9 protein-coding genes are annotated in these 13,316 nt (G+C 55.3%); 4 read left to right on the plus strand and 5 right to left on the minus strand.

Translation table 11 applies throughout. The features are described 5' to 3' along the window. Window positions 1–43 precede the first annotated feature (43 nt). From idnO to LU196_RS08185, 3 genes are all read right to left on the minus strand, one after another. Window positions 44–808 (minus strand): gluconate 5-dehydrogenase, encoded by a 765-nt coding sequence (gene idnO / locus LU196_RS08175; protein ID WP_232758375.1) that lies wholly within the window; start codon window positions 806–808, stop codon window positions 44–46. 9 nt (window positions 809–817) lie between these two features. Then, a complete protein-coding gene (idnD, locus tag LU196_RS08180) occupies window positions 818–1,849 on the minus strand; it encodes an L-idonate 5-dehydrogenase (protein ID WP_232758374.1) in 1,032 nt (343 codons plus the stop codon). 170 nt (window positions 1,850–2,019) lie between these two features. Next, window positions 2,020–2,721 (minus strand): response regulator transcription factor, encoded by a 702-nt coding sequence (locus LU196_RS08185; protein WP_232758373.1) that lies wholly within the window; start codon window positions 2,719–2,721, stop codon window positions 2,020–2,022. Between the two features lie 617 nt (window positions 2,722–3,338). On the opposite strand from LU196_RS08185, the gene LU196_RS08190 reads away from it, so the two are divergent. The 3 genes from LU196_RS08190 (at window position 3,339) to LU196_RS08200 (ending at window position 9,881) form a co-directional block, all read left to right on the plus strand. Beyond that, complete coding sequence (locus tag LU196_RS08190) at window positions 3,339–6,845, plus strand: ATP-binding protein (protein ID WP_232758372.1); 3,507 nt, start codon at window positions 3,339–3,341, stop codon at window positions 6,843–6,845. 96 nt (window positions 6,846–6,941) lie between these two features. After that, on the plus strand, window positions 6,942–7,580 hold the full coding sequence (locus tag LU196_RS08195; RefSeq protein ID WP_232758371.1) for a response regulator transcription factor: 639 nt from the start codon (window positions 6,942–6,944) through the stop codon (window positions 7,578–7,580). 294 nt (window positions 7,581–7,874) lie between these two features. Continuing rightward, entirely contained in the window at window positions 7,875–9,881 is a 2,007-nt protein-coding gene (locus LU196_RS08200) for an NADPH-dependent 2,4-dienoyl-CoA reductase (protein WP_232758370.1), read from the plus strand. A 1-nt stretch (window position 9,882) separates the two neighbouring features. Here LU196_RS08200 and rlmG read toward each other — a convergent pair whose 3' ends face one another. Beyond that, window positions 9,883–11,001 (minus strand): 23S rRNA (guanine(1835)-N(2))-methyltransferase RlmG, encoded by a 1,119-nt coding sequence (rlmG, locus tag LU196_RS08205; RefSeq protein ID WP_232758369.1) that lies wholly within the window; start codon window positions 10,999–11,001, stop codon window positions 9,883–9,885. Window positions 11,002–11,083: 82 nt separating this feature from the next. On the opposite strand from rlmG, the gene LU196_RS08210 reads away from it, so the two are divergent. Next, entirely contained in the window at window positions 11,084–11,584 is a 501-nt protein-coding gene (locus LU196_RS08210; RefSeq protein WP_232758368.1) for a M48 family metallopeptidase, read from the plus strand. On the opposite strand, the gene LU196_RS08215 is transcribed toward LU196_RS08210, so the two are convergent. Beyond that, complete coding sequence (locus LU196_RS08215; RefSeq protein ID WP_232758367.1) at window positions 11,581–13,260, minus strand: chloride channel protein; 1,680 nt, start codon at window positions 13,258–13,260, stop codon at window positions 11,581–11,583. The two genes, LU196_RS08210 and LU196_RS08215, sit on opposite strands and share 4 nt — an antisense overlap. Window positions 13,261–13,316: the final 56 nt, after the last annotated feature.

Raw genomic sequence — 13,316 nt, forward strand, 5'->3', positions numbered from 1 at the left:
AGTTTTAGGCGCGGCCTGGTATTAACGCCAGCGCGCCGGGGGATTACACGGCGACGCGCATACCGCCATCCACGAACAGCAGATGACCATTCACAAAATCAGAGGCGCGCGAGGCCAGAAATACAGCGGCACCGATCAACTCTTCCGGTTTTCCCCAGCGCGCCGCCGGCGTGCGCTTCGTTAGCCAGCCGGTGAACGCGGGATCGTCAGCCAGCGCCTGCGTCATTTCCGTCACAAAGTAGCCCGGGGCGATGGCGTTGACTTGAATATTGTGGCGCGCCAGTTCGACACACATGCCGCGCGTCAGCATCGTGACTGCGCCTTTCGACGCAGCGTAAGGCGTGATGGTGTCGCGCCCCAGCTCGCTTTGCATTGACCCGATGTTGATGATTTTGCCCTGCTGACGCGCCACCATTTTTTTCGCCACGGTTTGCGACATCAGAAATACCGCCGTCTGGTTAACGGCAATCACCTCGTTCCAGTCTTGCTCTGGAAACTCAAGAAAAGGCCGACGTCGCTGAATGCCGGCGTTGTTCACCAAAATATCAATGGCGCCCCATTCAGCTTCAATCTCTTCCACCGCCTGGTGTACCTGCGCGGACTGCGTGACATCAAAGGCTTTGGCCCGCGCATGCAGGCCACCTTCACGCAGCAGCGCGGCGCCCTTTTCGGCTCCCGCTTGTGTGGTGGCGTTGATGATCACTTCAGCGCCCGCTTCACCCAAGCCTCGCGCTAACAGAAAACCGATGCCGCGCGCAGAGCCAGTGAGCAGCACGCGTTTGCCCTCAAGAGAAAATAACGGATTCATGTGGGTTCCTTAAAAAGTGAGCTGCACTTTGGCTGCACGGGTTTTGTCACCGGCAAATTGCAGCGCGGCGTCGATCTCCTGCATGGCAAAGGCCCCGCTGAAAAGCGGCTGGGGCTGGATAACGCCAGTGGCAAGCCACTCAACGGCGAGGGTAAATTCATGCGTAAAGCGGAACGAGCCGACCAGCTGGATCTCTTTGGCGATGAGCGTCATGATGGCAAAATCCGGCACGGTCCCGCCCATTCCCACCTGCACCAGCGTCCCTTTGGCGCAAACCACCTCTAAACAGCGCTGCAGCGATGCCGGATGGCCTGACGCCTCAAAAGCGACATCGAAATAGCCTTTGTCCGCAAGGTAAGGGGCAAAATCGCCTTCTGCGGCGTGAATGACATCGGTGGCCCCCATTTGTTTGGCCATCTCTAGCGAACGCGCGCTGATATCGCTGCACGTTACCGAGGCCGCCCCGCGCGCGTTGGCCGCCGCCGCAATCAGGCAGCCAATCGGCCCAACGCCGGAGATAAACACATGCTTGCCCGAGAGATCGCCCGCCTGGAAGGTCGCATGCAGGCATACCGCCAGCGGTTCGGCAAACACCATGACCGCCTCGTCAGCGTCATCAGGAAACGGGATGCACTGTGCACTGTCCACGACTTTGTATTCGGCAAAACCGCCGTCGACGTGCGGCGTATACATGGCACTGCCAAAAAAGCGCATGGAAGTGCACTGATTTTCCTGTTCGCGCAGGCAATATTTGCAGGCACCACAGGGTTTGGAGGGATTTATCGCGACTTTTTGATGTGGCTTGAGGTCCGGATTGTCACTTTCGACCACGTACCCAATGACTTCATGGCCGAGAATCATCGGCATGGTTACCGCATAGCTACCGACTTTTCCTTCTTGATAATAGTGCAGGTCGGAGCCGCAAATGCCGCCGCGCGTGATGCGCACCAGCGTGCCCTTGCCCTCCCAGGTAACTTGCTGCTGCGTTACGCTGACCTGTTTTTTCCCGCTGATCACGCAGGCATGCGAATCAATCTTCATGGCTTCCCCGTTTGGCGCTGAAACAAAGGGGCATCAAAGCGAGTTCCGAGGCTGAAAACTGTGAGGCAGATCACTCAGAGGGATGTTACGGCAGGCTTGTTACCGAGAACGTGAGCTAAACAAGCTAGACGACACGATCGCAGGCCCTCCCTGGCCACGATAATGTCATGCTAATGGCCTGACATGAGGTCGTTACTGTATTTAAAGAGTTCTGAATCGGAACGCAGCCCCAGCTTTTTCAAGGCCGACTGCTTCTGCCCGCTCACCGTTTTGCGGCTGCGTTTAAATTTCACGGCGATTTGTGACACGCTTAAACCATCCAGGAAACAGCGCACCACTTCAACCTCGCGCGGACTCAGGGTTTTCACCTTCTCATACATATTGCCCTTGCTGCTGAAATCGATGGAGTCATCCAGCGCGTCTTCGTTCATCACGTACAGATTTTCGATCTCGTAGGCCACCTGCTGTGACAAAAACAGCCTGCCCTGCGCAACCTGGCGGATGGCATGCAAGATTTCTTGCATGTTATGGCTTTTACCAATGAAACCTTTGACCCCGGCACTGAGTACCATTTTGACGATGGCGGGACTCTCCATTGATGAGGAGATCAAGATTTTTTGCTGCGGATAGTGGTTGCGCAGTTGCTTAACCAGCGCCAGGCCATCCAACTCGCGTTCACCCAGCAGAAAATCCAGTACCAATACGTCCACCGAGGTATTTCTTAGCTGGTTAAACAGTTCACTGCTTGAAGCCCATGCCCCGACCAATTCGATATCGGGTTCATGTTTTAAAGAGAGCTCAAACACAGTACGAACCATGGGGTGATCATCGAGAATAGCGACACGCACCTGTTTATTGTGTGCATAAACCATTTTCTTTTCCTTTATCCAACGCTTGCTTTATCCATTTCAGATGACCACGCAATTTTACAAATCGGCGTCATACAATAATAAAAGTGCTCGAAACTCGTTTTCTAGCGGCAGATTAAAATGTCTATGAAGGGGGTTAAGTCATTTTTTTTACTTACTCAACGAGCCATAAAAATAGTGTCATAATCCGTTGCTGCGCAGCGTTATTTGTTGCCTGCTTCTGTAAAACTGCGAAAATTCTGACGCAACTCATCAACAACACCACATAAGAAATGTCTTGAAAGAAAAACATCCTACTAAGCGCATGAAATCAATTAAAAATAGAAAAATTCGCGTCGCCTTCAAAGGTTATCTGCGCCAGATTAGTGCAGATGAATTTTGAGAACGGTCGCAAAATAGCTTATTTCATGACGTTGGAAATATATTAAACCTGAGTCGATTTATACTGAACTGCAATTATTCGTCTTAACCTACTGGCTCTTTTTGAGGATCGCATGGCGTTACGCTGCCTATTATCGTTTGCTTGTTTTTTATTTATGCTTTGCTTATCCATTTCATCAGCATGGGCAGAAATTAAAACGCTACAGTTGCTTGCCCGTACGGATCTTCCACAGCCTGTCATGCAATTAGCGGGGCCCATTCGATCGGGCTTTGAAAATAAAGTGATCAACGTGGCCGTTGCCGGACAATCGCAGCCGCCGTTGTATATGGATATTGATAGCCAGCGCTTTGAAGGCGTCAGTGCGGATTACCTGTCGCTGATGCAAACTCTGCTGGATACCACCGTTAAAATTCATCATTATCCCACGCACAGCGCCGCCCTCGCGTCGGTGATGCGCGGTGAGATGCATATGCTGGCCATCTATGTGTCTTCATCCAGCGCCAATACGTCGACCTTGATTGCCAGCGAGCCCTGGCTGTTGGATTACGGCGTCACGGGGCATAAGGCCGATCTCCCCTTGGATATGAGCCGCAACTTACCCGAGCGCATTGCCTGGTCTGGGGATGCCATGCAGCGTCAGCCTCTTGAAGGGCTCTTCCCTAAAGCACAGCTGATACGCTTTCCCAGCGATTATGAAGCCGTCGCCGCCACGGTATTCGGGCAGACCCAGCGCGTCTGGGGGAACGCCGCCACATTAATGCACCTGAACCGCAATTTATTTGCCAATGCGCTCACGCTTATCACCGATGAGCGGCGCGAGCCCATGAACATAAGCTTTGGCATCAGTCCACACTTCCCCGCGCTGGCTAATGCCATCAACCACGCCCTGTCGCTGGTGCCCCTTTCACTGCGCATGCAGATTGCCAATCGCTGGCAGTTGGAAGCACGTCACGTCTTGCAAAATAATCCCCTGGCGCTAAGCGAAGATGAAGAAGCCTGGCTGAAAGCGCATCCCGTCATTACCACGCAGCTTTCCGACAGTCTCGCGCCGCTGAGCAGCGAAATCGCCCGTGGAACGTACCGCGGCATGGCCATCGATGTGCTGAATCTGATCGCAGGCCAAACCGGGTTAACTTACAAACCACAGGACAACAGCCCGTCGCAGGCAGTGCTACCGCGCCTCTCTCCACTGGCGATGTCAGAGACGGAAGATGGCGCCGACACACCTTGGGTAACGCGTCCGTGGCTGGTCTCTCACTGGGTTATCGTTCGTCAGGCTAATCCGCGCCCTCTGCTGGGCCGCAACCCGTTTCCGTTTGGCTCGGCCCATATTCTGCGCAACGCTAAGATGAAAGCCTGGATGACCGCGCATTATCCACATTTGCAGCTGACAGAGAGCGATGAGCCGCTTCACGCCCTGCGCGATCTGGAAGCACGCAGGGTGGATGCGGTGATCCTGCCGAAAATTTTCGCCGATTATTTTATGCGGAATCATTTTGGCGACAGTTTGAAAGTCGAGAGCACACTCGGTGCCGAACCCGCACGCTTTGTGATGCGCGTTGAGCCGGGTAATGCGCCCTTGTTGCGTATTCTCGATAAAGCTTTACTCGCGATTCCGCCCGATACGCTGTTTAAGTTGCAGGCGCAGTGGCGCCAGGCGGAGTCGCCTTCGCTGCGGGCGACATGGCAAAATTACAAACGCGCTATTCTGCTGATCATCGTGGTCGCAACCGGTTTGATCGCCCTGATTCTGTTGTGGAATCGCCACTTGCGCAGAGTCATACAGCAGCGCATTCAGGCTGAAAATGCGCTCAAGAATCAATTCAACTTTACCCAAACGCTGTTTAATGACTCGCCAGTGGCCATGTATATCCGCGATAAGCAAACGCGCCTGGTTGACTGCAATAATACGTATTTGCGCTTTCTTAACGTGCAGCGGGAAGAGGTGATTGGCAAGCGCCTGACGGATGTTATCCCTGACGATGCCAACATTCACAGCATGGAAGAGAGCTATCTGCTTACGCTTAAAAGCGGCGAGGCGGTGATCCGCGATCTCACCATTGAGCTGCATCAGGAGTCCTTTCAGGTTTATCACTGGACGCTGCCGTTCCGCGATCGCCTGGGTGAAGTGGCTGGCGTCATTGGCGGTTGGGTGGATGTCACTGAGCGCAACGCGTTGCTGCAAGAGTTGCAAATGGCCAAAGACGCGGCAGACAAAGCCAACCGCTCCAAGAGTGATTTTCTCGCCAGCATGAGCCATGAAATCCGCACGCCGCTGCACGCCATCATTGGCCTGCTTGAACTGGAAACGTGCTCACAGCCAGCGGAGTCGCTCTCGGAAAATATTCGCGTGGCCTACAGCTCTGCTCAGGCGCTGCTGTCGCTGATAGGCGATGTGCTCGATATGTCGAAGATTGAATCCGGTCTTTATCAGCCGACGTTTGAGACGGTGTATTTGCCTGATGTCATCGAACAGGCGGTGGCGCTGTTTCGCAATCAGGCGGAAAGCAAAGGCATCGCGCTGCGGGTGGAAATGGATATCGCCGCTTACTGGGTTAAAACCGATCCCCTGATGATCAATCAGATCCTGTCTAACCTGTTGAGTAACGCCATTAAGTTTACCGAACACGGTGCGGTCACGGTGGTCTTGATGCAGGGTATTGCCCAGGTTGAAGAGAGCTGCGAATTTGTCATTGAGGTCAGCGACAGCGGCTGCGGTCTGACGGAAGAGCAGCAGCAAGCGATATTCGAACCGTTCGTTCAGGTGGGCGAGCGCGAGCAGCAGCAAACCGGCACCGGACTGGGACTGAGCATTTGTTGCAATCTGGCGCACCTGTTGGACGGCGAACTGATTGTGGAAAGCGAACTTAACGAAGGTTCTGTGTTCTCGTTTTATTTCCGTGCCCGGCAAGGCGAGCCACAGGATCAAACGCGCCCTCACCTGTCTAAGCCACTCAATAGCGATAAGCTCACGGTGCTGGTTATTGACGATCACGCGCCTAATCGGCTACTGCTGGGCAAGCAGTTAGAACTGGCAGGGCACCAGGTTGTGGTCAGTGAAAGTGCCGCAGAAGCGCTTGCACTGTGGCAGCAAGCGCCGTTGCGGTTTGATTTGATTATCACCGACTGCAATATGCCGGGGATGAATGGTTTCCAGTTTGCGGCCGCGCTGCGCCACTATGAACTGCAGCACAATCTCCGCCCTATTACCCTGTTTGGCCTTACCGCCTCTGCAGAGCCCCACATGATGCGGCGTTGCCTGAAGGCAGGCATGGATGATTGCATGTTTAAACCGCTGAACATGGGCAGGCTGGTCGAAAAAATTGCGCAAGCCGTGCCGGATCGGCATCCTCAACCGGCGTCCGATAGCACAGCGTCTGAACCGCTCGCAGAGGATCACTCTGCCGTGTTTTCCCCCGTGCTGCGGCAGTTGGCTGAAAAGGATCCGTCAGGCTGCGTCACCCTCATTAATAGCATTCAAGAGAGTCATGAAGCGCTGCTCCTCGCATTACAGCAGACAGAAGACGCGAAAACGCTGGCAGAACTCGGACACAAATTGAAAGGCGGAGCCGCTATCATCAATGCCCCTGAATTAATGTTGCTCGGCCGTCAGCTGGAGCGCCATCGCGAAAACGCTCACGATGTTTCCGCGCTGCTTGAGGCGATTAAACAGGAAGTCGAGCGCGTAAATACACAGCTGATGGCCTTTATAGAAGAACACGTAAAAATTAATCGCACCTCATAAAAACAAAATTCTAACGAGACATTTCTCGGTTAACCTTTGCCACATTGCGGTGATAATCTCCGCAATGGTTAGCATTTTGTTGGTATAAGGGAAGCCATGTTTAACGCAAGAATTCTTATCGTTGATGAACATCGCCTGGTTGCCGCAGGCGTACAGGCTTTACTGTTAATGAACGGATTCAATAGTGTCAATATCGTTAACAATATTAATGACGCCATTGATGAAGTTATTCACAACCCAGTGGACATCATTATTATCGATCCCGATTTTGAAGAAAAAAACTGCATAGCCTTTTTACGTGACATTGTAAAAACCAAGGCGTGGATGAAAATGATTGTGCTCAGTCGCATCGAATCTAAAAGTGCTGCAATACAACAATTTAGCCATTGCGCTAACGGTTTTGTCTCGAAGAAAGACCCGATTCAGGCCCTGATTTCAGCTATCGGCTGCGTGTATAATAACGTAAACTATCTGCCCGAGGAGATCATTGACAGCCGCCAGAAATTTGCAAATGAGCAAAATATGCTGTCACGTCTAACGCCGCGAGAGAGTCTTATTCTTCGCCAACTTGCGCAAGGAAAATCCAATAAGATGATCGCCAGCGAGCTTGGCTTAAATAATAAAACCGTAAGTACGCATAAAGCGAAAATATTTAACAAGCTTGGCCTGGATAATCTGGTGGAGGTGATAGAGTTGGCGCGGCGTAACGGTGCTTGTACCTCACGTTATCCATAATAGCGTAAGGCTCTCGCCGACGATTATTTCCACCCGCCTGGTGTTACAGGTAATAAACGGTTTATTTAATTTATAATTATAATAATGATAGAGCTAATTCATTAGCCCGCACAGAGAAACGATTGCAGGGTGCGTAAGCCTCTTCCCGTGCCTGCCGAAAGTGATGTCTCACTTTCGTCTACTGCTTACCGCCCTGCTTTTTTTTGACGTTTCTCACAGGCTGACCGCCTTAAATTCCCTTCCTGATAAAATCCCGCTAACCTGAACTCATCCGACCACTCAGAGATTGCGACCATGACTGCGCGCTTTCCGCATCTTTTTACCCCGCTGGACCTGGGCTTTACTCAGCTCAAAAACCGCTTTTTGATGGGCTCAATGCATACCGGACTTGAAGAGCACGCTGATGGCGCGGCGCGGCTGGCTGCGTTCTACGCTGAGCGTGCTCGCGAAGGCGTTGCGCTGATCGTCACCGGCGGGATTGCGCCGAATCCCCAGGGCGTCGTGGGACAGGGTGGCGCGGTGCTAAACCATGAAAGTCAGTGTGGCTGGCATCGAACCGTAACCGATGCGGTGCACGCGGCGGGCGGAAAAATAGCCTTGCAAATATTGCATGCGGGGCGCTACAGCTATCAGCGCGACCTGGTGGCACCGTCAGCACGGCAGGCGCCCATTAATCCCTATATGCCGCGCGAACTCAGCGACAGTGAGATTCACCAGACTATTCAGGACTTCGCGCATTGTGCCCAACTGGCACAAAAAGCGGGTTATGACGGCGTGGAGATCATGGGATCGGAAGGGTATCTGATCAACCAGTTTTTAGTGACGCACACCAACCAGCGCAATGACGACTGGGGCGGGGATGTCGCGCGCCGACAGCGCTTTGCACTGGCGATCACGCAGGCGATCAAAGCGGCCACCGGCGACGCCTTTATCATTATATTTCGCCTGTCGATGCTGGATCTCATCAGTAACGGCAGCACGCTCGAAGAGACATTAACGCTGGCGCGGGCGCTGGAACAGCGTGGCGTCACGATCTTTAACAGCGGCATTGGCTGGCATGAAGCGCGCATTCCCACCATCGCCACCAGCGTCCCACGCGCCGGATTTGCGTGGGTGACACAGCATCTGCGTGACTCTGTTTCGGTGCCGGTGATTGCCACCAACCGCATCAACCACCCTCAGGTTGCCGAAGATCTGCTGCGCGACGGCGTGGCCGACATGGTGTCGATGGCGCGACCGTTTTTGGCTGATGCCGCCTTTGTTCGTAAAGCGCAGACAGGCGAACCGGATGCCATCAATACCTGCATCGCCTGCAACCAAGCGTGCCTCGACCAAATTTTCGTTGGCAACGTCACCTCTTGCCTGGTCAACCCGCGCGCCTGTCATGAAACGCTAATGCCCGTGATCGCCACCGATCAACCCAAGCAGATTGCGGTGGTCGGTGCGGGGCCAGCCGGCATGGCCTTTGCGCTTCAGGCCGCGCAGCGCGGTCATCACGTGACGCTGTACGACGCAGAGGCGGAGATTGGTGGCCAGTTCAACATTGCCCGGCAGATCCCCGGCAAAGAGGAGTTCAGCGAAACGCTGCGTTATTTCCGGCACCAGTTGAACGCGGCGGGCGTCCGCATTTGCACCCGGCAGCGCGTCACGGCCGATCAGCTTGAGTCGGTGGAGGAAGTGGTGATTGCCACCGGTATTTCACCGCGCCAGCTAACGCTGCCCGGCATCGATCACCCGAGCGTGCTGAGTTACCTTGCGGTGATCCGCGATAAAAAACCGGTGGGTCAGCGCGTCGCCATCATTGGCGCAGGCGGTATCGGCTTTGACACCGCAGAATTTCTGCTGCACAACGCGCCGCACCGCGAAGATTTTTATCGCAGCTGGGGAATCGATCGTCATCTGCAGGCGCGCGGCGGTTTGGTGCCGCCCCAGCCGCTGCCCGCCGATCGCCAGATTTGGCTGCTGCAGCGTAAATCCGGCAAGCCTGGCGCGGGCCTGGCAAAAACCACGGGCTGGATCCGCCGCGCGACGCTGCAGGCGCATGGCGTTACGCTGTGGGGCGATGTGGAATACTTGAAGATTGACGATGAGGGGCTGCATCTGCGTCATCAAGGGGAAGCCGTGACGCTGCCGGTGGACAATGTGGTGATCTGCGCCGGTCAGGAGCCGCTGCGGGTGCTGGCCGATGAGCTGGCTGCGCGCGGCAAAACGGTACGCCTGATTGGCGGCGCGGACGTGGCGCAGGAGTTGGATGCTCGCCGCGCCATTGCCCAGGCGACTGAACTGGCGTTAACAATTTAACTCAGCGCAGCTTCACGGCGCGCAGCACCACGAAGCGGGCGTTGGACGCCACCAGCTCACAGTTGCCAAAGAGTTTTTTCATTTTAACGTGATAGCCGAGGTGGCGGTTGCCGACGATGCGCAGCTCGCCACCGTACTGGAGGCAGCGTTTGGCATCGCGCAGCATCTGCCAGGCAAGATGGTCGGTCACGGCATGCTGCTGGTGGAACGGTGGGTTACACAGTACCGCGTGCAGACGGTCAGAGGGGAAGCCGCTTAGCACGTTATTCACCCTGAACTGGCAGCGCGCCAGATCCTGCGGTCGGTTGACGTCAACATTGCGCTGGCTTGAAGCCACCGCCATGTAGGATTCATCATAAAACAGCACGTCAGCCTGCGGGTTTTGCGCCAGCGCCATCAAACCGATTACGCCATTGCCACAGCCGAGATCGAGGATTTCGCCCTCAATGTCAGACGGCAAATGCTGCATAAAAAAGCGCGCGCCGATATCCAGCGAGCCGCGGGAGAAGACGTTGGCGTGGTTGTGAATCTGATACGCCCCCTCATCCAGCGGCCAAACCGTGGTGTCCGGTACATCAGCCAGCGCGGGCGCGCTGTAGCGGCTATAGATCAATCTGGCTTTTTTCCACGCCAGCGAGGTTTTACTCTCGCCCAGAATGCGTTCAAACAGCTGCTGCGTGGAGGTGTGAATGTCCTTGGCTTTTGCCGCGGCGACAATCAGCGTCTCCGGCATCACCACGTGGCGCAGCGCACGCAGCTGGTGCTCCAACAGCGCGAGGGTTTTGGGGATCTTGATCAACACGGCGGCAGGCGCGGCGGGCAACGGCGCCAGACTATCCAGAAAATGCACCTGCGCGTCATCCAAGCCGTTGAGACGCAGATTCTGTTTAGCCGCCATTTGGCTGAGCAAAGAGTCGCTCACGTGCCAGACTTCACGCGGATTGAGCGCGCAGGTCAGCGCGCCAAAGCTGTCATTGAACACCAGCACCGGTCCCGCTGGCAGCGCCTGCTGCAACAGATATTCATCGGCGGCGTCCCACGCCTGAAGCGGGCTCTCTTCGCGCATGGGAGGAAAACGCTCTAGCGTCAGGGTGCGGTCGGGCAGTTCAAGTTGGCTCATGGAATCTCCGGCGTGGTACACTTTGCGTGATTTTCGCCCTAAAAAGGGGGGCGCAGTATACTTTTTTTCACCGGGAATCCCAATGTCATTCATCTATCTGCAGGGTTATCCTGAAAACCTTCTCGCCCAAGTGCAAACGCTCATCGATCAGCAACGTCTGGGGGCTTTTTTGCAACAGCGCTATCCGGGCAAACATGACATTGTCAGCGACCGCGCACTGTATGATTACACGCAGGCGCTAAAAACCCGCTTCATTCGCAGCGCGCCACCGCTGAACAAAGTGGTGTGGGATAACAAAATCAAAGTGATGAAGCATGCGCTGGGCCTGCATACCGCAATTTCCCGCGTGCAGGGCGGTAATTTAAAAGCCAAAGCAGAGATTCGCATCTCCACCTTTTTCCGCGCCGCACCCGAGCCGTTTTTGCGCATGATCGTGGTGCACGAACTGGCACATCTCAAAGAAAAGCAGCATGACAAAGCGTTTTACCAGCTCTGCTGCCATATGGAACCGGACTACCACCAGCTGGAGTTTGACGCTCGCCTGTGGATGACCGACCAGGCGATGCGCGGCAACGCGGCTTAAAGGAACTCCTGCGCCTTTTGAATCAGGCTGGTTTTGGTCAGCGCCCCCATAAAGCGCCGCTCCTGCGGGTTGTTTAACACCGGCAGACGCTCCAGCGTCACGCGCGCAAAGGCTTCCCACCCTTCCCGCATACTTTGATATTGATAGATGCACGGAAAATCATGGTCCATAACGCTACTGACGGGGGAATCCAGCGTGATGGCCTGCGCCAGCACCTGACGCGCAATGTCGTGGATGGAGACCACGCCGAGAAACTGTCCTTGGCGGTTGATCACATAGACATAGCGCTCGCGTTTGAGCGAGCTGACCGCCAGCGCCTGGCCCACTGACGCCTGCGGCTCAAGCGCTGCACCGGGAATAATCAGCTGATCAACGCGCATGTTATCGAAATCAAATTTGGCTTCAGATCGGTTGAAATGCGTGCTTACTACCGGATACGTGCTCGCCGCCTGTAGGCGATAGACCACCATTGAAGCCAGCACAGCGGCGATCATCACCGGAAACAGCAGGCTGCTGTTTAGCGTCATTTCCAGCACCATTAGCATCGCCATCAGCGGCGCCTGGCTGACCGCTGCCAGCACGGCGGCCATGCCTATGGCGGCATACAGCAGCGCATCGCCCAGCGGTAGATGCAGCAGCAAACCGATTTTCGCCAGCACGACACCCAATAGCGCGCCAATCAGCAGTGATGGCGTGAACAGGCCGCCGACGGCGTTGGATCCCACCGACAACGTGGTGGCGAGGGTTTTCAAGACCAGCAAGACCAGCAGGCCGCCCAGCAGATAGTGCCCGTCAATGATTTTTACGATCACTTCATAGCCGTTGCCCAAAATGTCGGTGGAGATCAGCGCAAGGCAGCCCACGGCGAATCCCCCCAACCCAAGCCGCACGGGCAGCGAGGTCACGTGTGCGAACAGCGCTTTGCTGCGCGCAATCAAGGCAATGAGCAGCCAACCTGCCAGCCCGGACGCTAAGCCAATCACGATGGTCATCACCAGGCTGCTGCTGTCCAGCGCAAACTGCGCATTGGAAAGCGGGTAAAGCGCGTTACGGAAGCCCAACGCCCACATGGTCATGACCGCCACGGCGGACGCGACAATCAGCGGGATTAGCCGCTGCAGCGCGGAAATGCCGAAGGCAATTTCCGCCACAAAGATCGCCGAGGCGAGCGGCGCGTGATAGACCGACGAGAGGCCCGCCGCGGCGGCCATCGCCACAATGTCGCTGTTGCGCATTTGCGGGAACCAGCGCCCCAGCAAACTGCCGCTCAGGGCCGAGAGCTGCACCATTGGTCCCTCTTTACCGATGGAGGCGCCGCTGCCGATACTGGCGATGGAGGAGAACGCGCGAAACAGCGACGTTTTAGTTGGCACCGCATCAAGACGTGCGTTGATCACTTCGAGATAGTCGGTTTTCAGGGTTTCCTGTTGCTCAATCGCTACGGCATAGCGCAAGAACCAGCCCGCCAGCACCCCACCCGCGCCGACCAGGATCGGCCAGAATATCCACGGCCAGGCGTGCATCGCGACGGTGATTTCGCTCTCACTGGCAAACAACAGGTGGTTAATCAGTTCGATGAGGCCGCGAAAAGCCAGCGTCACCAGCGAGGCGATAAGCCCCACGGGGATCGCAATCAGCAGCGTGCTCCAGTTTAATGCCTGTTTACTTCCTTTCACTTGCGCGTCCCCGCTGTGCTGATGAGCCCCAATGCCTTCATCATATTTGAATGCGG

This window comes from Pantoea sp. Mb-10 (assembly GCF_021272205.1).
Lineage (GTDB): Bacteria > Pseudomonadota > Gammaproteobacteria > Enterobacterales > Enterobacteriaceae > Pantoea.